Here is a 21299-nt window from a genome sequence, read left to right as displayed (position 1 = left end):
TTCAGGCGGCCTTACAGCGGGATACCGTCGGCGTAGAGCACTCCGCGGTCCGGATGGATGTCGAGGATGGCCTGCAGCATGCGTTCGGCGGAGTTCTCGGCCTCGCGCTCGCAGAGGCAGGTCGGGTCGATCACCCAGAGCACGGTGACCTCGCTGCCGTAGCGCTTGGGCTGGTATTCGATCAGGCCGACGAAACCGGCTCCGCTGTACATGGAGTCGGTCCAGGCCGTGCAGTGTTCGAATTCGCGAAACATGAGGCAGTCCTCTTAACGCGGTGTCTCTTTGTCCGGCCGTTCCAGGAACGGCAGGGCATGCAGGATGATCAGGGCGAACAGCACGCCGAGCACGGCGGTGCCGACATGCCCCAGGCCGACGGTGATGCCGATGGCGGTGGCGAACCAGAGCGAGGCCGAGGTGGTGAGGCCCTTGATTTGGCTGCAGCGATCACCCTTGAGGATGGTGCCGGCACAGAGGAAACCGATGCCGGCAGCAATGCCCTGGACGACCCGGCTGAGGGCATCGTGCTCGGCGTTTTCCATCTGCAGCGGCATGACGAACATGGCCGCGCCGAGGGTGACCAGCATGTGGGTGCGCAGGCCCGCCGCCTTGCCCTTGGCCTCGCGCTCGAAGCCGAGCAGGCCGCCGAGCAGCGCCGCGGTAAACAGGCGCAACCCGGCGCGTAGCATCTGCTGGGTGTTGTCTAGGTCGGCGAACTCCTGCTGCAACATCACCGACAGTGTCGCGCTCAGCTCCATCAGCGGATGCGCGTGGGGCGCAGGCTGAACAACGGCGCATCGTCACCCGGGCGCCGATATCGACGAGTGCCGCAGCGGCTGCAGCTTTCGTGCAGCAGCTCGGAGCCGCCGAGGCGCACCGCTTCGGCACAGGACGGGAACCAATGGCAGCCGGAAATCAGGCACAGAAGAGTCATGGCGGGTTCGCTCCACAGGGTCTCTAGCAAATGACCGCTGCGCCCCACCGAAGGTTTTGAGGAAATTTCGAACTAACCGCCATACCGCGCTTCTTTACTGAACAGGCCGCTGCGGCGGCGCCATCGGAGAGAAGACCATGCCACGCGGTAGCAAAGACAAGTACACCGACAAGCAGAAGCGTAAAGCCGAGCACATCGAGGAAAGCTACGAGTCCCGCGGTGTCTCCAAGGGCGAGGCGGAATCGCGCGCCTGGGCCACGGTGAACAAGCAGTCCGGCGGCGGCGAGCGCAAGGGCGGCTCGGGCCAGAGCAAGAGCCCGCAGGCCAAGCAGGCCTCGCGCAAGTCATCGGCTCGCAGGGCCGTGGCCACCCGCAAGGGCTCGCCGCGGCCGGGCAACAAGCTGGAGTCGATGAACAAGCAGGAGCTGCTGGACATGGCCCGCAAGCGCGACATCCGCGGGCGCTCCACCATGCGCAAGGACGAGCTCATCGCCGCGCTGCGCTGAGGTCAGTCGCGCTCGTCCCGCTCGGGGGTGACCTGGTCTGTCCAGGGCTTGCCGTCGAGCGGGGCCGAGCGCGCCAGCTCGGCCTCGTCGAGGCCGATGCCGCCGCCGATCTGCGATTCATCCACCACGCTCAACTCCTTGTCGATGGGATGGTTGGCGCTGTGATCGTCGGGTGAATAGCCGCCGGTCTCGTCGAACAGGGTATCGGGGCTCAGATCGTCCAGGGTCACGTTGTCTTCGTGGGTGCTGTCGGTGAGGGCTTCGCCACCGCTCAGGCCGGCCTGGGCTTCGCGATCACGGGGGAATTCCTGACCTACCTCCTCGAGCGGACGCTCGTCACCTACCCGCCCCTGACGCTCGTCGCGTTCCTCACTGAAATCCAGCTCGCGCATGGAGCCCATGCGATCTTCGGTATCGTCGATCTCGACTGTTCTGTGCTTGTTCATCTGCAAACTCCCCTTTCCAGGCGTGGTCTTCCTGTCGACTTGCCTGCCGGACGATGATTCAAGCTTTTGCCGCGCGCAGTTGCTCGGCGGGCGGGCGAGCGCTCTCCCGAATGCAGTGCTCGGTGCGCTGGATCGGTGGTTCGCAGATGCAGAAATGGAGCGACTCCCGGCGCAGGCGAACGTCTGCCAATGCTGGCCTTGTGCCCCATCCGGCAGGGATAAATGCCGATTCGGACTAGCAAGGCGGCCGGTTAGGCCCAAACCAAAGGTGTTATGACCGGTACGTCACGCCGCATGGGCCGACGCCGCTTTCCTTATGCTTTTAAGTAATCAAAAAAAAAGGAACACCTCTTCAGCCAATCGCCTCCGAATAAGGGAGCCCTTCCGGGGCGCTCATTCTCAAAGACTCTCAAGGAGTATGAAAATGGCTGAACATCGAGGTGGTAAAGGTAACTTCGCTGAAGACCCGCAGCGCGCTTCTGAAGCCGGCAAGAAAGGCGGGAGCATGAGCGGTGGCAACTTCAGAAACGATCCTCAGCGCGCCTCTGAGGCCGGTCGCAAGGGTGGCCAGAACAGCCACGGCGGCCGTAACTGAGTCCTAGTAGTTCGAGGGCGGAGCAGATGCTTCGCTCTCGCGGCCGGTGTCATTGTCCCCAGACACCGGTTCCCCCTCTTCTCTCTCGATCTCCTCTTCGCCGAACGTGTTGTCCCAGATCAGTCGCGGGTCGAAGGTGACTGCCGCGAGCATGGTCAGGATCACCACGCAGGAAAAGGCCGCCGCCCCCAGGTTCGGTTCGATGCTGGCGAGATTGCCGAAGTTGACCAGCGCCACGAGGATGGCGATGACGAAGATGTCGAGCATGGACCAGCGGCCGATCCATTCGATGAAGCGGTACATCAGGATGCGCTGCCGGGCCGACATCGGCTGGTGTCGCTGCACTGAATAGAGCAGCAACGCGATGCCGACCAGTTTGAAAGTCGGCACCAGGATACTGGCGACGAACACCACCAGCGCGATCGGCACCATGCCCGCGTGCACCAGCTCCAGCACCCCGGCCATGATGGTCGAGGGCGCGCCCTTGCCGAGAAAATTCACGGTCATGATCGGCAGCACGTTGGCCGGGATATAGAGGATGGCGGCGGTCACCAGCAGCGCCCAGGTGCGCGCGATGCTGTCGGGCCTGCGCGCATGCAGGCGCGCCCCGCAGCGGGTGCAGTGTTGAACCTCGCCCTGGCGCAGGTATTCCAGCTTGTGGCATTCGCTACAGACGATGATGCCGGCATCAAGTGCGCGCATGGCCGTCCTCCTTCTCGCTCAGGGCGTCCCACACCTGGTGCGGCGACATGGTGACCTCCAGCCACACCTGGGTGAGCATCAGCGCGACGAAGCAGCCCAGGCCCACGCCCAGATGCAGCTCGGCCATGTCCAGCAGCTTGACCGCCGACACCAGGATGCCGAACAGATAGACCTCAAGCATTCCCCACTCGCGCATGTGGTGGTAGACCCGGTACCAATAGCAGGCTGCAGGGCGCAGCTCGGCGTATGGCATCGCCAGCAGGACGAACAGCTGGCACAGCAGCTTCATCAGCGGCACCAACATGCTGCACAGCAGCACTACCAGGGCGATGCCCTCCATGCCCGCGTTGTACAGTCCCAGCACCCCGCTCCAGACCGTATCCACGGCGTTCTGGCCGAGCAGATTGAGGCTGATGATGGGCAGGAAATTGGCCGGCACGAACAGGATGAGCGCGGTCAGCACCAGGGCCAGGGAACGACGGCGCATGTGCGAGCGGTGGGTGACCAGCTCGAAGCCACAGCGCGGGCAGCAGGCCTTCTGCTCAAGGCCGACGCGCGGGTGACGCATCAGCAGATCGCACTCATGGCAGGCGATCAGCTCTTCCAGTGGCGGCAGCGATTGAGTCATCCCGTACCTCGCGTCGGCTAATGCTCGAGTTGGACAACGCAGATTAGCGCCAGTGACCGGCGAAAGGCCAACGCTCGGTCAGTCGCGGTCCAGCAGGTGGAAGCGCGGCAGCGACAGGTGCCAGCGGATGGCGGCCAGGCGCGTCAGCAACACGGTCAACATGGCGATGCCGGTGTCCAGCCAATGCGGCGTCTGCAGTTCGCGCAGGGCGATGAACACCAGCGAGCCGAGGATACAGGCGGTGGCGTAGATCTCCTTCTGGAAGATCAGCGGGATCTCGTTGCAGATCACGTCGCGCATCACCCCGCCGGCCACGCCGGTCATCACGCCCATGATCACCGCGGTGCTGTACGGGACGTTGTGCTGCAGCGCCACCTCGGTGCCGATCACGGTGAACACCGCCAGGCCGAAGGCGTCGGCGATCAACAGGCCGCGTTCGTGAATGGGCTGGGTCAGGCGCACCCAGAGCACGGTGCCGACGGCCGCCGCGGAGGCGAGCAGGATATAGGTGTCGTTACGAATCCAGCTGACCGGATGATTGTCCAGGATGAGGTCGCGCAGGGTGCCGCCTCCGAGGGCGGTGATCACGGCGATGACCAACACGCCGAACAGGTCCATGGATTTGCGTCCGGCCATCAGCGCGCCGGTGATGGCGAAAACGGCGACGCCGAACAGGTCGGCAAGATAGAAGAGTTGCTGCATGGTCACGGTCGCAGGATTGGCGGGGCCGCGGAGTTTACCTCAGCCCCGCCACGGCGGCATCAGGCGACTGGCGTACGCAGGGTGACGAACTCTTCCGCGGCGGTCGGATGAATGCCCAGGGTCTCGTCGAAGATGCGCTTGGTCGCGCCCGCCTTCAGCGCCACGGCCAGGCCCTGGATGATCTCGCCCGATTCCGGCCCGACCATGTGGCAGCCCAGCACCCGGTCGTCGTTGGCGTCCACCACCAGCTTCATCAGGGTGCGCTCCTGGTCGTCGGTGAGGGTCAGCTTCATCGGCCGGAAGCGGCTCTCGAAGACCTCCACCTGGTGGCCCTGTTGCCGCGCCTGCTCCTCGCTGAGGCCGACGGTGGCGATATTCGGCAGGCTGAAGACCGCCGTGGGAATCAGGTCGTAATCCAGCGGGCGATACTCGTCCGGCTTGAACAGGCGTCGCGCGACCGCCATGCCCTCGGCCAGCGCCACGGGGGTGAGCTGGACGCGGCCGATCACGTCGCCCAAGGCCAGGATCGAAGGTTCGCGGGTCTCGAACTGGTCGTCGACCTCGATGAAGCCCTTATTGGTCAGGGTCACACCGGTGTTTTCCAGGCCCAGATTGTCCAGCATCGGCCTCCGGCCGGTGGCGTAGAACACGCAGTCGGCGGCCAGCGCGCGGCCGTCCTTGAGCGTCGCCAGCAGGCTGCCGTCGTCTTGGCGCTCGATGCGCGCGATGTCGCTGTTGAACTGCAGGTCCAGGCCCTTCTTCTCCAGCTCTTCCTTCAGATGCCTGCGCACCGCGCCGTCGAAGCCTCGCAGGAACAGGTCCTTGCGATACAGCAGCGAGGTCTGCGCACCCAGGCCGTGGAAGATCGAGGCGAACTCGACGGCGATGTAGCCGCCGCCCACCACCAGCACGCGCTTGGGCAGCTGTTTGAGGAAGAAGGCCTCGTTGGAGGTGATCGCCAGCTCCTTGCCGGGAATGTCCGGCACCTGCGGCCAGCCGCCGGTGGCGATGAGGATGCGCTCGGCACGGTAGCGCTGGCCGTCCACCTCGACCTCGTGCGGGCCGAGCAGCCTGGCGTGGCCTTCCAGCAGCGTTACGCCACTGTTCACCAGCAGGTTGCGGTAGATGCCGTTGAGGCGCTGGATCTCGCGGTTCTTGTTGGCGATCAGCGTCGGCCAGTCGAAGCTCGGCTCGCCGGTGCTCCAGCCAAAGCCCGCAGCGTGCTCGAAGTCCTCGTGGAAATGGGCGCCGTGGACCAGCAGCTTCTTCGGCACACAGCCGACGTTGACACAGGTACCCCCCAGATAGCGGCTCTCGGCCACCGCCACCTTGGCGCCGAAGCCCGCGGCGAAACGGGCGGCACGCACGCCGCCGGAACCGGCGCCGATCACGAACAGGTCGAAGTCATAGGACATGGCAGTTCTCCTTGCAGGCGCCCAGCATACCGGAGAGCTCGCCGCCCTGCGTGTATGCTCGCCCTGCTCCACGATCGAAACCGGGAGGTACCTCATGCGCCCCAGCCTCACCCACATCGCCCTGCATGTGCCGCAGCTGCAGCCCTGTGTGGACTTCTATCGCGAGTTCTGCGGCATGCAGGTGATCCACGAACGCGCCGGCAAGGGCTCGAAGATCGTCTGGATGGCCGAGCCGGGCAAGGAGCATGACTTCATCTTCGTGATCATGCCGGGCGGCGTCGACCGGAAACTTGCCAGCGACGATTACAGCCATTTCGGCTTCGCCCTGGAGAGTCGCGAGGCCGTCGATGCGCTCGCCGCCCGCGCCGCCGAGCGCGGCTGCCTGATCTGGGCGCCACGCGACGAGCCCTACCCGGTCGGTTACTACTGCGGTCTGCGCGATCCGGCCGGCCACTACGTCGAGTTCAGCTACGGCCAGCCGCTGGGTCCGGGCTCGGAGGCGATGCCCATTCCCTGAGAACGAAAAAGCCACCCGAAGGTGGCTCTTTCTGGCGGCAGACCTGTCAGTAGGCCTTGCCGGTCTTGTACAGGTTCTCGTAGCAGAAGTTGGTGGCTTCGATGTAACCCTCGGCGCCACCGCAGTCGAAGCGCTTGCCCTTGAACTTGTAGGCGATCACGCAGCCATCGCGGGCCTGCTTCATCAGCGCGTCGGTGATCTGGATCTCGCCACCCTTGCCCGGCTCGGTCTTCTCGATCAGGTCGAAGATGTCCGGGGTGAGGATGTAGCGGCCTATGATCGCCAGGTTCGACGGCGCATCCTCCGGCTTCGGCTTTTCGACCATGTTGTTCACGCGGAAGATGTCGTCGCGGATCATCTCGCCGGCGATCACGCCGTACTTGGAAGTCTCTTCCGGCGGCACTTCCTGGATGGCCACGATCGAGCAGCGGAACTGGTTGTACAGCTTGACCATCTGCTGCAGCACGCCGTCACCTTCGAGGTTGAAGCACAGGTCGTCGGCCAGCACCACGGCGAACGGCTCGTCGCCGATCAGCGGACGGCCGCTGAGGATGGCGTGGCCCAGGCCCTTCATCTCGATCTGGCGGGTGTAGGAGAAGGTGCACTCGTCGATCAGGCGACGGATGCCGACCAGGTACTTCTCCTTGTCGGTACCCTGGATCTGGTGTTCCAGCTCGTAGCTGATGTCGAAATGGTCCTCCAGGGCGCGCTTGCCGCGGCCGGTCACCATGGCGATTTCGCTCAGTCCCGCTTCGAGGGCTTCCTCGACGCCGTACTGGATCAACGGCTTGTTGACCACGGGCAGCATTTCCTTGGGCATGGCCTTGGTGGCCGGTAGGAAGCGGGTGCCATAACCGGCAGCCGGGAACAGACATTTCTTGATCATGACAATCCTTGGTACTGCGAAACGGGTCTGCCGCGCAGTCTAAACACGCGACCGCGGCCTTACAATGCGAGGCAGGAACGCCCTTGCGATCCGGGCCCTCCGCGAATACAAAAAACCCGGCCGAGGCCGGGTTTTTCGTCACTCAGAGCCCGATTACTGGGCCTGGGCTTCCACTTCGGCTTCTACGCGACGGTTGACGGCGCGACCGGCTTCGGTGGCGTTGTCGGCAACCGGCTGGGACTCGCCGTAACCGACGGAGCCCACGCGCTCGGAACCTACACCGTACTGGTTGACCAGCACTTCGCGAACGGCGTTGGCACGACGCTCGGACAGCTTCTGGTTGTAGGCGTCGGTACCGACGGAGTCGGTGTGGCCTTCAACGGTGGTGTTGGTCTGCGGGTACTGGTTCATGAAGTCGGCCAGGTTCTTGATGTCACCGTAGCTTTCTTCCTTGACCACCGACTTGTCGAAGTCGAATTTCACGTCCAGCTCGACGCGAACGTTCTCGGCGGGTTCCGGAGTCGGAGCCACTTCTTCCTGAACGACTTCGGCAACCGGCTCGGCGACCGGGGCCGGCTTGGAGCCGCCACCGAAGTTCAGGCCGATACCAACGCTCGGGGCCCACTCGGTGTCACCCTGATCGATGTTGTACTGAGCTTCAACACCAGCGCGGGCGTAGAAGTTCTCGGTGAAGTAGTACTTGGCACCGCCGCCCAGGTTGGCGAAGGTGGAACCGTTGCGACCGCTACGGCCATTCTGACCGATGCTCTGGTCGGAGAAACCGGCGGAGATGTACGGACGCAGGCTGTCGCCCGAAGAGTTGAAGTGGTACAGAGCATCCAGGGCGGTGTTGGAGCCCTTGATGTTGCGGCCGTCTTCGGCACGAGCATTGTGCACTTCGTCGTAACCCAGGCGCAGTTCGACATCATCGGTCAGGAAGTAACCAATGGAGCCACCGAACAGGTTGCCATCGTTCTTGAAGTCACGAGCTTCATCAAAGTACTGCTTCTTGACGAAGCCTTCGATTTCTACGGCGCCCTGGCCTTGAGCCAGTGCATTCAGCGAAGTGGCGGCAACCAGACTACCGATGACGGCGCCCAAGGTATTTTTCAGTTTCATCCGTAAATCCCCATCTAAAGACGATTATGTGTTGTCTGGCCGAGTGGCCCGGCAACAGGGCGGCGATTGTAACCAAATTACACATCAGCGTGTATTGGATTAAATCGCACGCACTGCGCCTAAGAGCGAGATAGCGCTAATTAAGTTTCAACAGAATTCACAAATTTTCCACGCAGCCGATCGAGGGCTCGCTTGTAGCGCATTTTGGTGGCGCTCAGGCCCATGTGCATGATGTCGGCGATCTCCTGAAACTCGAGTTCAGCCACGAAACGCAGAACCAGAATTTCCCGGTCGATCGGATTGACGTGAATCAGCCAACGGTCCAGACCGCCCTTTTCTTCGAGCTTCGGCGCCTTCTCGTCGGACGCTTCCTCGAGGGGGTCAAGGCTGAGCGCGTCGAGCAGGCGACGCTTGCGCCGCTCTTTGCGGTACTGGGTGATGCACTCGTTATAGGTGATGCTATATAGCCAAGTCTTGAACTTTGACTTGCCTTCGAAATTTTTCAGTCCATAAAGAACTTTAAGCATCACTTCCTGGCACACGTCATCGGCGTCGCGATCATTACCGAGGTAGCGCGCGCAGACATTGAACAGTGTGCGTTGGTAACGCCGCATCAGCTCTTCGTACGCGCGGGTAACGTGAAACAACTCGACGTGAGCACGCTGCACCAGCTCTTCATCCGAGAGCTCGCGAGGGTCGTACCGCGTGGGGTGCGATTGGGCCTTGTTCAAAACGACTCGTGCCGACAGTCAGGTAGATGGCAGCGCCAGCCCGCCACGCGGGCGGCGCTGGTCGCATACATTAGCAGGGATTGGCGTGTCAGCGGCTGCTGACGCGCTGTTCGAGCAGGGTGCGGTTGGCCACCGAGACCAGCTCACCCTCGTCGGTCAGCAGAACGGTTTTTACCGTGCCGATTTCCTCGATCTGGCCTTCGACCTCGCCGACCTTCACTTGTTGCCCGACCTCATAGAGTTCGCGCACATAAATGCCGGCAAGGATCTGCCCGGCAATCTCCCGGCTGCCCAGGCCGAGCGCCAGCGCCACCGCCAGGCCCACCGAAATCAGCACGATGGCGATCACGTTGTTCAGCAGGTCGGTCTTGACCTCCAGCTGACCGATGGCGACCGAGATGCTGATGATGATCACCAGGCCCTGCGCGATGCGGCCGAGGCCGGCGGCATAGTCCAGCCCGACGCCCTCGGCAGCGCCGCGTACCAGACTGCTGACCAGCTGCGCCAGAAGCACGCCGGCGAGCAGCACCAAGGCCGCGCCGAACACCTTCGGCAGGTACAGGGCAAGCACATCGAGAGTTGCCGAAACACGCTGCAGGCCCAGAGATTCGGCGGCCGAGACCAGGAAGATCAGCAGCACGAACCAGTAGACGATCTTGCCGATCAGGGTCGAGACCGACACCTGGATACCGACCCGCGCCATCAGCTTGGTCAATCCGGTTCCGGCCATCAGGCGATCCAGGCCGAGCTTTGCCAGCAGCTTGGAGATCAGGGTGTCGAGCAGCTTGGCCACCACGAAGCCGAGCAGCACGAGGACCAGGGCGACGAACAGATTGGGGATGAAGCCCGCGATCTTACTCCAGAGGGTGGTCATCGCTGCGACCAGCGCTTGGGTCCAGGGATCGAGTTCCATATTCAGTCAGCCTTGTCTGCAGAACGGGCGGAGGAGCGGGACACCGGCGTCAGGTGCGGCGAACCGTTGTTGAGGGCGATCATCAGCGCTTCCAGGCCGCGGCCCATCAGGCCGAACAGGTCGCCAACGCCGACCTGGCGGTTGGCGGTCTTGAGCACGCGCCCGAGGGTTGCATCGTCGTCGTGGTCCGCGGGCGACGACTTCAACAAGTCGCGCAGGGATTCTTCAAAGGGATCGTACATGCGTACCTCGCACGGATTTGTTGCCTAGACGTGGCGACCGGGTCACGGGTCACACGCTACAGCCAGCGCAGGCGGCGAAAAACCCACCATTGCAGAGCGCCGACACTGGCCAGGATTGCGCAGATCAGAAAGAAACCGTAGTTGCTGTCCGCACCGGGAATGCCGCCGACGTTGATGCCGAGCAGGCCGGTGAGAAAACTCATGGGCAGGAAGAACACGGTCGTGACACCGAGCAGGTACATGGCGCGATTCATCTTCTCGCTCATCCGCCGGTGCTCGGATTCCAGCACCAGCCCTACCCGTTCGCGGACCATCTCCAGCTCCTCCAGATGACGGGTGAGGCGATTGTTCAGCTCGTTCCACTGATCGGCGTCGCCGAAACCGTTGCGCGTCAGCTGGGCGAAGATGTCCCGCTGCGGCGACAGGAAGCGCCGGAGGCCGGCCGCGCGGCGGCGTACCTGCAACACCAGACCATGATCGGGCATGAAACGCGCATCGCCGTCGAGCCGCTCTTCCTGACCTTCGACCTGCTCCGAGAGCTTTTCCAGCAGCCCGTCGACGCGGTCGGTCATGTAATGAGCCAGCTGCTGCACCAGCTCCGCGCTGTCGCGCGGGCCCTGGCCCTTTTCCAGCAGCGCGATCAGCTCTTCGGTGGCGCGCAGCGGACGCAGGCGCAAGGAAATGACGCGGCGGGCATCGGCAAAAATGCGCAGCGAGATCATGTCTTCGGGTGCTGCGCCAGGGTTCAGGTTGACGCCGCGCAGGAACAGCAGCAGCGCGTGCTCCGGCAGTGTCAGCAGACGCGGGCGGGTGTTTTCCTCGAGCAGCAGATCACAGCTGAACTCGCTGAGGCCGCTGTGCCGACGCAGCCAGTCGTGGGTCTCGGGGTGGCCGCGATCCCAGTGCAGCCAGAGACTCTCCTGGTCCGCCAACTGCAGCCCAGGAAGCTGGTCCCATTCCAGGCTGCGGGCGCCGCCTCGCCCGTCGAGGACGAAGGCGTGCACCAGCCCCCAATGCAGATTGCTTTTCTCGAACATCCCGCCGTGCGCCTTACTCCGGCATCTTCAGCGGTTCGGGCGACACGATGATGCCGTTGTTGTCGGCATACACGTAGTGGCCCGGCTGGAAGGTCACGCCGCCGAAGGTCACGGCCACGTTGAGGTCGCCGATGTTGCGCTTGTCGGTCTTCATCGGGTGGCTGGCCAGGGCCTGCACGCCCAGATCGGTCTGCGCCAGCACGTCCACGTCACGTACGCAACCATAGATGACCATGCCTTCCCACCCGTTCTTCGCGGCCTTCTCGGCAATCATGTCGCCCAGCAACGCGCGACGCAGGGAGCCGCCACCATCCACCACCAGTACCTTGCCCTGCCCCGGCTGGTCGGCCTGCGACTTCACCAGCGAGTTGTCCTCATGGCACTTGACGGTGACGATCTCACCGCCGAAGGAGTCGCGGCCGCCGAAGTTGGCGAACATCGGCTCGACTACCTGGACCAGTTCCGGGTAGGCGTCGCACAAGTCGGGAGTGACGTATTGCATGGGAAGCTCCTTTGGTTGAATCAAACATCGATACCGATGCGGTCGCCGTCATAGGCCAGGTCGAACCGGCTCAGCGCCGGGCACCGCGCATTGAGCGGCTGCCCGCTGTGCAGATCGAACTCGACGCCGTGGCGGGCGCAACGCAGCACCCGGCCGCTCAGCGTGGCGTTGTGCAGCGGCGCGCCCTGATGCGGGCAGCGGTTCTCCAGTAGCAGTGGCTGCTGCTCGACCACCAGCAACAGCAGCTCGCGGCCGGCGACCCGAAAGGTACGCCGGTAGCCATCCTGCAGGTTGATCAGGCGTTCCAGGGCGACGAACATGCGAATCGTGACCGCACCGGCGAATTTCGTCACATCTTAGCCGTATGCCTGAACCCTTGTAACCTCAATCGTGCTGCTTATCTGCGGGCAGTCGCCGCTCGCGCAGCCAGTGCTCGACCAATGGCCACACTTCGGTCTGCGCCTCCTTGCTGACCAGCATCTCGACATGGCCGAAGTTGCTGGAAAAGCCCTGCTCCTTGCCCAGCAGCAGAAAGCTGCGCGACGCGGAGCTGAACTGCTCGAACAGCTTGCGACAGGCCCAGGCCGGATCCTGCAGATCACCGGCTGCGCTCACGGCCAGCAGCGGCACCTGCACATCGGCCATGCCCGCCCACCAGTCGCGCTCGGCGTCGCCGAAGCGGCCGAACAGGCGGTGCCAACGCAAGCTCTCCAGCGCCACGCCGACCGGTTCATCCTCCGGGCCACGCTTGAAACGGGCGCCGGAGATATGTTGGAAGCCCTTCAGCAGCAGGCGCCCGCCCCACTCCACCGGCGGCACCTTCAGCGGCCAGTACACGCGGCTGACCTGCGCACCGAACAGCGCCGCCGAGCCGGCATGCTCGGCCGTGAGGTAACCGCCGCCCAGCGCCGCCGCCAAGGTGATGCCGCCGAGAGAATGACCGACCCAATGCGGTACCTGGCCGCTCTGCTCGCGGACGAAGGCGGCAATGGCCGGCAGGTCGTAGCGGGCGTACTCAGCGACGCTGTTGTGCTTGTACGCCTGATTGCGTGGCGACAGCCCATGCCCCCGCATCTCCGCGATCCAGACATCGAAACCCGCACGCGCGAGAAAAGGCCCGAGGCCGATGCCGCGTGGCGAATACCAGAAGCGCCGGTTGGAGAAGCTGCCGTGCAGCAGGATCACCGGCATGCCGCGTCCCTGCTGGCCTGCCAGGCCCAGCCGGGTGAGCGCCAGCTCGACGGAGAAATCCGACGCGTTGCCGGGCTTCAGGCGATAGACGTCTTCGCTCAGGTCGCCGCGCAGTTCGGCGCTGACCAGCGCGACGGGAAACAACTCACTACTGCTCTGCATGTCGCTCTTGCACAAGAAAGTGGCCGGGGCATTCCAACGCGGTTTCGCGGTGGCAACACGGCCTGAATGACAGGCCATAAAAAAGGGCGGGATCGCTCCCACCCTTCTGGTAAAGGCTTCGGGGTCAGCCTTGCGGCTGGCCTTCGGCGAGGAAGAACCAGGTATCCAGCACCGAGTCGGGGTTCAGCGAGACGCTTTCGATGCCCTGCTCCATCAGCCACTTGGCTAGGTCCGGGTGGTCCGACGGGCCCTGACCGCAGATGCCGATGTACTTGCCGGCCTTGTTGCAGGCAGCGATGGCGTTGGCCAGCAGCTTCTTCACCGCCGGGTTACGCTCGTCGAACAGGTGGGCGACGATGCCGGAGTCTCGATCAAGACCCAGGGTCAGCTGGGTCAGGTCGTTGGAGCCGATGGAGAAGCCATCGAAGAACTCGAGGAACTCGTCGGCCAGCAACGCGTTGGACGGTAGTTCGCACATCATGATGACCTTCAGGCCATCCTTGCCACGCTCCAGGCCATTGCTGGCGAGCAGCTCGACCACCTGCGACGCCTCACCCAGGGTACGTACGAAAGGCACCATGATCTCGACGTTGGTCAGGCCCATCTCGTTGCGCACCTTCTTCAGCGCGCGGCACTCCAGCTCGAAGCAATCGCGGAAGCTTTCGCTGATGTAGCGCGAGGCGCCACGGAAGCCGAGCATCGGGTTTTCTTCTTCTGGCTCGTACAGCTTGCCGCCGATCAGGTTGGCGTACTCGTTGGACTTGAAGTCCGACAGGCGCACGATGACCTTCTTCGGCCAGAAGGCCGCGGCCAGGGTGCTGATGCCCTCGACCAGCTTCTCGACGTAGAAGCCGACCGGGTCGTCGTAGCCGGCGATACGCTTCTCTACGCTGTCCTTGATCTCCGTCGGCAGACCGGCGAAGTTCAGCAGCGCCTTGGGATGCACGCCGATCATGCGGTTGATGATGAATTCCAGGCGGGCCAGGCCCACGCCCTCGTTGGGCAACTGGGCGAAGTCGAAGGCGCGGTCCGGGTTGCCGACGTTCATCATGATCTTGAACGGCAGGTCGGGCATGGCGTCGACCGAGTTCTTGCGGATGTCGAAGCCCAGTTGGCCCTCGAAAATGAAGCCGGTGTCACCCTCGGCACAGGACACGGTCACGCCCTGACCGTCTTGCAGCACCTGGGTGGCATTGCCGCAGCCGACCACGGCCGGAATGCCCAGCTCACGGGCGATGATGGCGGCGTGGCAGGTACGGCCGCCGCGGTTGGTGACGATGGCGCTGGCGCGCTTCATCACCGGTTCCCAGTCCGGATCGGTCATGTCGGAGACCAGCACGTCGCCCGGCTGAACCTTGTCCATCTCGGACACGTCGTGGATCACGCGGACCGGACCGGCGCCGATGCGCTGGCCGATGGCGCGGCCCTCCACCAGGACCTTGCCCTTTTCCTTCAGCAGGTAGCGCTCCATCACGGTGGCGCTGGCGCGGCTCTTCACGGTTTCCGGACGGGCCTGGACGATGTACAGCTTGCCGTCGTCGCCGTCCTTCGCCCATTCGATGTCCATCGGGCGGCCGTAGTGTTTCTCGATGATCAGCGCCTGCTTGGCCAGCTCGCTGACTTCGGCGTCGGTGATGCAGAAGCGCGCACGCTCGGCGCGGTCGACGTCGACGGTCTTGACCGAGCGACCGGCCTTGGCCTCTTCGCCGTAGATCATCTTGATCGCCTTGCTGCCCAGGTTGCGGCGCAGGATGGCCGGGCGACCGGCTTCCAGGGTCTGCTTGTGCACGTAGAACTCGTCGGGGTTCACGGCGCCCTGTACCACGGTCTCGCCGAGGCCGTAGGCGCCGGTGATGAACACCACGTCGCGAAAGCCCGATTCGGTGTCCAGGGTGAACATCACGCCGGCGGTGCCGGTTTCCGAACGCACCATGCGCTGCACGCCGGCGGACAGGGCGACCAGTTTGTGGTCGAAGCCCTGGTGCACGCGGTAGGCGATGGCACGGTCGTTGAACAGGGAAGCGAAGACTTCCTTGGCCGCGCGGATCACGTTATCCACGCCACGGATGTTGAGGAAGGTTTCCTGCTGGCCGGCGAAGGAGGCGTCGGGCAGGTCTTCGGCGGTGGCCGAGGAACGCACGGCGACTGCCATCTGCTCATTGCCGCCGCTCATTGCGGCGAAGGCCGTGCGGATGTCGGCATCCAGCTGGGCCGGGAACTCGGCGTCCATCACCCACTGGCGAATCTGCGCGCCGGTCTTCGCCAGGGCGTTGACGTCGTCCACATCCAGCGCGTCGAGGGCGGCGTGGATGCGGTCGTTGAGGCCGCTCTGCTCGAGGAAGTCACGGTAGGCCTGGGCGGTGGTGGCGAAGCCACCGGGTACCGATACGCCAGCACCGGCGAGGTTGCTGATCATCTCGCCGAGGGATGCGTTCTTGCCCCCTACACGCTCCACATCGTGGACGCCGAGCTTCTCGAGGGAAATGACGTACTCTACCAAGGTGCACTCTCCACTGTACGTGGCAGAGCCGGTGCAGCGGCGCCGCTACCTGGCTTTGCCTCAAGGAAATAGTCACAATGCCGTCCACAAGGGGCCCGGCAAAGGGGGCCTATGATAGCCAAGAATCGTTCCTGACTTAAGGCCTCCGCCATCAATGAAACGAACCGCATTCTTCATCTCCGACGGCACGGGTATCACCGCGGAGACTCTTGGGCAAAGTCTGCTGGCACAGTTCGAGGCCATCAGCTTCACCAAGCTCACACGCCCCTATATAGACAGTGTCGAGAAGGCGCGGGCCATGGTACAGCAAATCAATAATGCTGCCGAGAAAGACGGCGCCCGGCCGATCATCTTCGACACCGTGGTCAACCACGAGATCCGTGACGTCCTGGCCCAGTCCGACGGCTTCATGATCGACATCTTTTCCACCTTTCTCGCGCCCCTGGAAGCCGAGCTCAGCGAGCACTCCTCCTACTCGGTCGGCAAGTCCCACTCCATCGCCAGCAGCACCAACTACATGGAGCGGATCGAGGCGGTCAACTTCGCCTTGGACAACGACGACGGAGCCCGCACGCATTACTACGACAAAGCCGATCTGATTTTGATCGGTGTTTCGCGTTGCGGTAAGACGCCCACCTGCCTGTACATGGCCATGCAGTTCGGCATCCGCGCCGCGAACTACCCGCTCACCGAGGAAGACATGGAGCGCCTGCAGCTGCCGGCGGCCCTCAAACCCTACAAACACAAGCTGTTCGGCCTGACCATCGACCCCGACCGGCTGACCGCCATCCGCCACGAGCGCAAGCCCAACAGCCGTTACGCAAGCTACGCCCAGTGCGAGTTCGAGGTGCGCGAGGTGGAGAACCTGTTCCGCCGCGAGGGCATCAACTTCATCAACTCCACCCATTTCTCGGTCGAGGAAATCTCGGCGAAGATCCTGGTGGAAAAAGGCGTCGAGCGCCGCCTCAAATAATCGGTGACCGTCATGACGCTGATGGATGCAGTGCTGTTCGCCCCCGTCGCCGCGCTGATCTCGCTCGGCCCGGGGCCCAGCAACTTCTGCGCCCTGCACAACGGTATCCACTATGGCGTCGGCGTCGCGCTAGTCGCCAGCCTTGGCCGACTGGCCTCCTTCGCCATCTTCCTGTTCATCTCCGCAGTCGGTCTCGGCGCCATGCTGCTGGCCTCGGAAACCGCCTTTACCCTCGTCAAGTGGATCGGTGCGCTGTATCTGGTGTACCTGGGCATCAAGACCTGGCGCAGCACGGAGTTCGGCGGCCTGCAGTCCATTGATGGCGAACGGGTCGAGCAGAAGCCGGCGACGGCGCCGATCGCCAGGCTGATGCTCAACGAGTTCCTGGTCGGCATCAGCAACCCCAAGGCCATTCTGCTGTTCGCCGCGATCTTCCCGCAGTTCATCAAACCGGATCAGCCGGCGGCCGAGCAGTTTCTCTACCTGGGCACCACTTACCTGCTGGCCGAGCTGTGCGTCGCCTCACTGACCTACGCATTGTTTGGCCTGCAGATCCGCCGCCTGGTGCGCAGTCGCAAGGGCGCGAGCCGCCTGAACAAAGGCACCGGCGCCTTCTTCGTCGGCGCCGGCGGATTGATGCTGGGCGTCAACAACCACTGACGTCCGCGGCGGCTCTTCAGAAGCTGTCGCCCGGCACCCGCACCCAGCCTTCCATCAGGATCCGCGCACTGCGGCTCATGATGGCCTTGGTCACTGTCCACTCGCCATTGACCTGACGCGCCTCGGCACCAACGCGCAAGGTGCCGGAGGGATGGCCGAAACGCACAGCTTCACGTTCGCCGCCGCCTGCCGTCAGGTTGACCAGGGTGCCGGGTATGGCCGCCGCCGTACCGATGGCCACCGCGCAGGTACCCATCATGGCGTGGTGCAGCTTGCCCATGGACAGCGCGCGCACCAGCAGGTCGACCTCACCCGGCTCCACCACCTTTCCACTCGAGGCCTGGTAGCGCTTGGGCGCACTGACGAAGGCGATCTTCGGCGTGTGCTGGCGCTTGAGCGCCTCGTCGGCGGTCTTGATCAGGCCCATGCGCAGAGCGCCGGCCACGCGGATCTGCTCGAAGCGCGCGAGCTGGGCCGGATCGCCGTTGATGGCCTCGCGCAGCTCGGTACCCTGATAGCCGATGTCCTCGGCATTGACGAACACGGTGGGGATGCCGGCGCTGATCATGGTCGCCTTGAGCGGGCCGACACCCGGCACCTCCAGGTCGTCGACCAGATTGCCGGTGGGGAACATGGCGCCGCCCTCCTCGCCATCGTCGGACGGATCGAGGAATTCCAGCACGATCTCCGCCGCCGGGAAGGTCACGCCATCCAGCTCGAAGTCGCCGGTTTCCTGCACCTGGCCGTCGCTGACCGGTACGTGGGCGATGATGGTCTTGCGGATATTGGCCTGCCAGATGCGCACCACGCACACGCCGTTGTCCGGAATGCGCGCTGGATCGACCAGCCCGGCATGAATGGCGAAGGCGCCGGCGGCGGTCGACAGGTTGCCGCAGTTGCCGCTCCAGTCGACGAAGGCCTTGTCGATGGAGACCTGGCCATAGAGGTAGTCGACGTCGTGATCGGGCTGACTGCTCTTCGAGAGGATCACGCACTTGGACGTCGACGAGGTGGCGCCGCCCATGCCGTCGATATGCGCCGAGTAAGGATCGGGGCTGCCGATCACGCGCATGAACAACCTGTCGCGGGCCTCGCCGGGCATCTGGCAGGACTCGGGGAGGTCCTGCAGGCGGAAGAACACACCCTTGCTGGTGCCGCCTCGCATGTAGGTGGCGGGAATCTTGATCTGGGGTTGATGAGCCATGATGGGGTCCTGGCTGAGTCAAAGTAGCCGGAGGCAATCCGGGAAACGAGGTACCCCGGATTAAATCCGGGCTACGGACAGAAGCACCGGGGCGACTCGTGTCACCCCGGTAAGGCATCAGTCTTGGGACGACTCGAGGAAGTCCTTGGCGAAACGCTGCAACACGCCACCGGCCTTGTACACGCTGACGTCGGCAGCGGTGTCCAGGCGGCAGGTGACCGGTACCCGTACCACTTCGCCGTCGCGGCGATTGACCACCAGCGTCAGGTCGCAACGCGGCGAAATATCGCCTTCGACGTCATAGGTCTCGGTGCCGTCCAGCCCCAGGGTCAGGCGAGTGGTGCCCGGCTTGAACTCCACCGGCAGCACGCCCATGCCCACCAGGTTGGTGCGGTGGATGCGCTCGAAGCCTTCAGCCACGATCACTTCCACGCCCGCCAGGCGCACGCCCTTGGCCGCCCAGTCGCGGGACGAGCCCTGACCGTAGTCGGCACCGGCGACGATGATCAGGTTCTGCTTGCGGTTCATGTAGGTCTCGATCGCTTCCCACATGCGCATCACCTTGCCCTCCGGCTCGACGCGGGCCAGCGAGCCCTTCTTCACCGCGCCGTCGACCACGACCATCTCGTTGACCAACTGGGGGTTGGCGAAGGTGGCGCGCTGGGCGGTCAGGTGGTCGCCGCGGTGGGTGGCGTAGGAGTTGAAGTCCTCCTCCGGCAGGCCCATTTTCGCCAGGTATTCGCCGGCGGCCGAGTCCAGCAGGATGGCGTTGGACGGCGACAGGTGATCGGTGGTGATGTTGTCCGGCAGGATCGCCAGCGGCAGCATGCCCTTGAGCGTGCGCTCGCCGGCCAGCGCACCTTCCCAATACGGCGGACGGCGGATGTAGGTGGACATCGGACGCCAGTCGTACAGCGGGCTCTCGGCCTCCTGCACGGTGCCGAGGTCGAACATCGGGATGTAGATCTGCTTGAACTGCTCCGGCTTCACGCTGGCCGCAACGATGGCATCGATTTCCTCGTCGCTCGGCCACAGGTCCTTGAGGGTGATCGGCTGGCCGTTCGCATCAAAGCCCAGCACATCCTGCTCGATATCGAAGCGCACGGTACCGGCGATGGCGTAGGCCACCACCAGCGGCGGCGAGGCCAGAAAGGCCTGCTTGGCATAGGGATGAATACGGCCGTCGAAGTTTCGGTTGCCGCTCAATACGGCGGTGGCATACAGGTCGCGCTCGATGATTTCCTGCTGGATCACCGGGTCCAGCGCGCCGGACATGCCGTTACAGGTAGTGCAGGCATAGGCGACGATGCCGAAGCCGAGCTTCTCCAGCTCCACCAGCAGACCGGCCTCTTCCAGATACAGCTTGGCGACCTTCGAACCGGGAGCGAACGAAGTCTTGACCCACGGTTTGCGGATCAGGCCCAGCTCGTTGGCCTTCTTCGCCAGCAGGCCGGCGGCCACCACGTTGCGCGGGTTGGAGGTGTTGGTGCAGCTGGTGATGGCGGCGATGATCACCGCGCCATCCGGCAGCTGACCGGCAGCCTCCTCCGCCTTGGCGGCGGCCAGCTGCGCATCACCGGCGATGCCGCGTTCGGCCAGGGCCGACGTCGGCAGGCGCTTGTGCGGGTTGCTCGGGCCGGCCATGTTGCGCACCACGCCGGACAGATCGAACTCGAGCACGCGCTCGTATTCCGCCGTCTCCAACGCGGTGGCCCACAGGCCAGTGGTCTTGGCGTAGCGCTCGACCAGCGCCACCTGCTCCGGCTCGCGGCCGGTCAGCTTGAGGTAATCGATGGTCTGCTGGTCGATGTAGAACATCGAAGCCGTGGCGCCGTATTCCGGGCACATGTTGGAGATGGTCGCGCGATCGCCGATCGACAGGCTGTCCGCCCCTTCGCCGAAGAACTCGACATAGGCGCCGACCACCCGCTCTTTGCGCAAGAACTCGGTCAGGGCGAGGACGATGTCGGTGGCGGTGATGCCGGGCTGGCGCTTGCCGGTCAGACGGACGCCGACGATGTCGGGCAGGCGCATCATCGAGGGATGGCCGAGCATCACCGTCTCGGCTTCCAAGCCGCCGACGCCGATGGCGATCACGCCCAGGGCGTCCACATGCGGGGTGTGCGAGTCGGTGCCCACGCAGGTATCCGGAAAGGCCACGCCGCCGCGCGCCTGGATCACCGGGCTCATCTTCTCCAAGTTGATCTGGTGCATGATGCCGTTGCCGGCGGGGATCACGTCGACGTTCTTGAAGGCCGTCTTGGTCCACTCGATGAAGTGGAAGCGGTCCTCGTTGCGACGATCCTCGATGGCGCGGTTCTTCTCGAAAGCATCCGGATCGAAGCCCGGCGCTTCTACGGCCAGCGAGTGGTCGACGATCAGTTGGGTCGGCACCACCGGATTGACCTTGGAAGGGTCGCCACCCTGCTCGGCGATGGCGTCGCGCAGGCCGGCCAGGTCGACCAGCGCGGTCTGGCCGAGGATGTCATGGCAGACCACCCGCGCCGGATACCAGGGGAAGTCCAGGTCGCGCTTGCGGTAGATCAGTTGCTCCAGCGCGGGCGTCAGCAGATCAGGCTCGCAACGGCGCACCAGCTGCTCGGCCAGCACGCGCGAGGTATAAGGCAGGCCAGCCCAGGCACCGGGGGCGATGGCATCGACCGCCTCGCGGGCGTCGAAATAGTCCAGCTGGGTGCCGTCCAGAGGTTTGCGGTATTGGCTATTCATCGGGCTGCTC

General features: G+C 64.1%; 24 protein-coding genes and 1 pseudogene. 5 read left to right on the top strand and 20 right to left on the bottom strand.

The window, feature by feature from the left end:
- Positions 1–11: 11 nt before the first annotated feature.
- The 3 genes from NF616_RS11030 to NF616_RS11020 are packed head-to-tail and all read right to left on the bottom strand — an operon-like array spanning position 12 to position 931.
- A complete protein-coding gene (locus NF616_RS11030) occupies positions 12–254 on the bottom strand; it encodes a hypothetical protein (RefSeq protein WP_252273314.1) in 243 nt (80 codons plus the stop codon).
- Positions 255–266: 12 nt separating this feature from the next.
- Positions 267–755, bottom strand: coding sequence for an MgtC/SapB family protein (locus NF616_RS11025; RefSeq protein WP_252273313.1), 489 nt, complete (start codon positions 753–755; stop codon positions 267–269).
- On the bottom strand, positions 755–931 hold the full coding sequence (locus NF616_RS11020; protein WP_252273312.1) for a PSPA7_2676 family Cys-rich small protein: 177 nt from the start codon (positions 929–931) through the stop codon (positions 755–757). Before NF616_RS11020 ends, NF616_RS11025 begins: the two co-directional genes overlap by 1 nt.
- A 137-nt stretch (positions 932–1068) precedes the next feature.
- Between NF616_RS11020 and NF616_RS11015 the strand changes: the two genes are divergently transcribed.
- Positions 1069–1437, top strand: coding sequence for a Rho termination factor N-terminal domain-containing protein (locus tag NF616_RS11015; RefSeq protein WP_252273311.1), 369 nt, complete (start codon positions 1069–1071; stop codon positions 1435–1437).
- 2 nt (positions 1438–1439) lie between these two features.
- Here the strand turns inward: NF616_RS11015 and NF616_RS11010 are convergent, their stop codons facing one another.
- On the bottom strand, positions 1440–1883 hold the full coding sequence (locus tag NF616_RS11010) for a phosphotransferase system, HPr-related protein (RefSeq protein WP_252273310.1): 444 nt from the start codon (positions 1881–1883) through the stop codon (positions 1440–1442).
- A 424-nt stretch (positions 1884–2307) separates the two neighbouring features.
- Between NF616_RS11010 and NF616_RS11005 the strand changes: the two genes are divergently transcribed.
- Positions 2308–2478, top strand: coding sequence for a con-10 family general stress protein (locus tag NF616_RS11005; protein WP_252273309.1), 171 nt, complete (start codon positions 2308–2310; stop codon positions 2476–2478).
- An 84-nt stretch (positions 2479–2562) separates the two neighbouring features.
- Here the strand turns inward: NF616_RS11005 and NF616_RS11000 are convergent.
- The 4 genes and pseudogenes from NF616_RS11000 to gorA all read right to left on the bottom strand — a co-directional run.
- Positions 2563–3180 (bottom strand): annotated as a pseudogene (locus tag NF616_RS11000) (paraquat-inducible protein A); the annotation flags it as partial.
- A complete protein-coding gene (locus NF616_RS10995) occupies positions 3167–3808 on the bottom strand; it encodes a paraquat-inducible protein A (RefSeq protein ID WP_252273308.1) in 642 nt (213 codons plus the stop codon). The gene NF616_RS10995 and the pseudogene NF616_RS11000, both read right to left, overlap by 14 nt.
- A 78-nt stretch (positions 3809–3886) precedes the next feature.
- The gene (locus NF616_RS10990) at positions 3887–4510 is read right to left on the bottom strand and encodes a trimeric intracellular cation channel family protein (protein WP_252273307.1); all 624 of its coding nucleotides are present in this window, start codon (positions 4508–4510) and stop codon (positions 3887–3889) included.
- Positions 4511–4569: 59 nt separating this feature from the next.
- The gene (gene gorA / locus NF616_RS10985; RefSeq protein WP_252273306.1) at positions 4570–5925 is read right to left on the bottom strand and encodes a glutathione-disulfide reductase; all 1356 of its coding nucleotides are present in this window, start codon (positions 5923–5925) and stop codon (positions 4570–4572) included.
- Between the two features lie 94 nt (positions 5926–6019).
- Between gorA and NF616_RS10980 the strand changes: the two genes are divergently transcribed.
- Positions 6020–6442, top strand: a complete 423-nt coding sequence (locus NF616_RS10980) for a VOC family protein (protein ID WP_252273305.1) — start codon at positions 6020–6022, stop codon at positions 6440–6442.
- Between the two features lie 46 nt (positions 6443–6488).
- Here the strand turns inward: NF616_RS10980 and galU are convergent, their stop codons facing one another.
- From galU to ppsA, 10 genes are all read right to left on the bottom strand, one after another.
- A complete protein-coding gene (galU, locus tag NF616_RS10975) occupies positions 6489–7328 on the bottom strand; it encodes a UTP--glucose-1-phosphate uridylyltransferase GalU (RefSeq protein ID WP_252273304.1) in 840 nt (279 codons plus the stop codon).
- A 153-nt stretch (positions 7329–7481) separates the two neighbouring features.
- On the bottom strand, positions 7482–8447 hold the full coding sequence (locus NF616_RS10970; RefSeq protein ID WP_252273303.1) for an OmpA family protein: 966 nt from the start codon (positions 8445–8447) through the stop codon (positions 7482–7484).
- Positions 8448–8587: 140 nt separating this feature from the next.
- The gene (sigX, locus tag NF616_RS10965) at positions 8588–9178 is read right to left on the bottom strand and encodes an RNA polymerase sigma factor SigX (RefSeq protein ID WP_252273302.1); all 591 of its coding nucleotides are present in this window, start codon (positions 9176–9178) and stop codon (positions 8588–8590) included.
- 88 nt (positions 9179–9266) lie between these two features.
- A complete protein-coding gene (locus NF616_RS10960; protein ID WP_252273301.1) occupies positions 9267–10091 on the bottom strand; it encodes a mechanosensitive ion channel family protein in 825 nt (274 codons plus the stop codon).
- A gap of 2 nt (positions 10092–10093) precedes the next feature.
- Complete coding sequence (locus tag NF616_RS10955; RefSeq protein WP_252273300.1) at positions 10094–10333, bottom strand: CrfX protein; 240 nt, start codon at positions 10331–10333, stop codon at positions 10094–10096.
- A gap of 56 nt (positions 10334–10389) precedes the next feature.
- Positions 10390–11370: a zinc transporter ZntB gene (locus NF616_RS10950; protein WP_252273299.1), complete on the bottom strand. Its 981-nt coding sequence runs from the start codon at positions 11368–11370 to the stop codon at positions 10390–10392.
- 13 nt (positions 11371–11383) lie between these two features.
- Positions 11384–11872 carry a ribonuclease E activity regulator RraA gene (rraA, locus tag NF616_RS10945; RefSeq protein ID WP_252273298.1) on the bottom strand — a complete coding sequence of 163 codons (489 nt, stop codon included), beginning with the start codon at positions 11870–11872 and terminating at the stop codon, positions 11384–11386.
- Positions 11873–11892: 20 nt separating this feature from the next.
- Positions 11893–12192, bottom strand: coding sequence for a Rieske (2Fe-2S) protein (locus NF616_RS10940; RefSeq protein ID WP_252273297.1), 300 nt, complete (start codon positions 12190–12192; stop codon positions 11893–11895).
- Positions 12193–12256: 64 nt separating this feature from the next.
- Positions 12257–13225: an alpha/beta fold hydrolase gene (locus NF616_RS10935; protein ID WP_252273296.1), complete on the bottom strand. Its 969-nt coding sequence runs from the start codon at positions 13223–13225 to the stop codon at positions 12257–12259.
- 124 nt (positions 13226–13349) lie between these two features.
- Entirely contained in the window at positions 13350–15725 is a 2376-nt protein-coding gene (ppsA, locus tag NF616_RS10930) for a phosphoenolpyruvate synthase (protein WP_252273295.1), read from the bottom strand.
- A gap of 154 nt (positions 15726–15879) precedes the next feature.
- Between ppsA and ppsR the strand changes: the two genes are divergently transcribed.
- Positions 15880–16698, top strand: a complete 819-nt coding sequence (ppsR, locus tag NF616_RS10925) for a posphoenolpyruvate synthetase regulatory kinase/phosphorylase PpsR (RefSeq protein ID WP_252273294.1) — start codon at positions 15880–15882, stop codon at positions 16696–16698.
- A 12-nt stretch (positions 16699–16710) separates the two neighbouring features.
- Entirely contained in the window at positions 16711–17358 is a 648-nt protein-coding gene (locus tag NF616_RS10920) for a LysE family translocator (protein WP_252273293.1), read from the top strand.
- 16 nt (positions 17359–17374) lie between these two features.
- Here NF616_RS10920 and prpF read toward each other — a convergent pair whose 3' ends face one another.
- Positions 17375–18562, bottom strand: a complete 1188-nt coding sequence (gene prpF, locus NF616_RS10915) for a 2-methylaconitate cis-trans isomerase PrpF (RefSeq protein ID WP_252273292.1) — start codon at positions 18560–18562, stop codon at positions 17375–17377.
- 117 nt (positions 18563–18679) lie between these two features.
- A complete protein-coding gene (gene acnD / locus NF616_RS10910) occupies positions 18680–21289 on the bottom strand; it encodes a Fe/S-dependent 2-methylisocitrate dehydratase AcnD (RefSeq protein WP_252273291.1) in 2610 nt (869 codons plus the stop codon).
- Between the last annotated feature and the right edge of the window lie 10 nt (positions 21290–21299).

This window comes from Pseudomonas subflava, assembly GCF_023823685.1.
Lineage (GTDB): Bacteria > Pseudomonadota > Gammaproteobacteria > Pseudomonadales > Pseudomonadaceae > Aquipseudomonas > Aquipseudomonas subflava.
The sequence above is the reverse complement of the archived record's forward strand: the minus strand, read 5'-3'. Positions and strand labels throughout refer to the sequence as shown.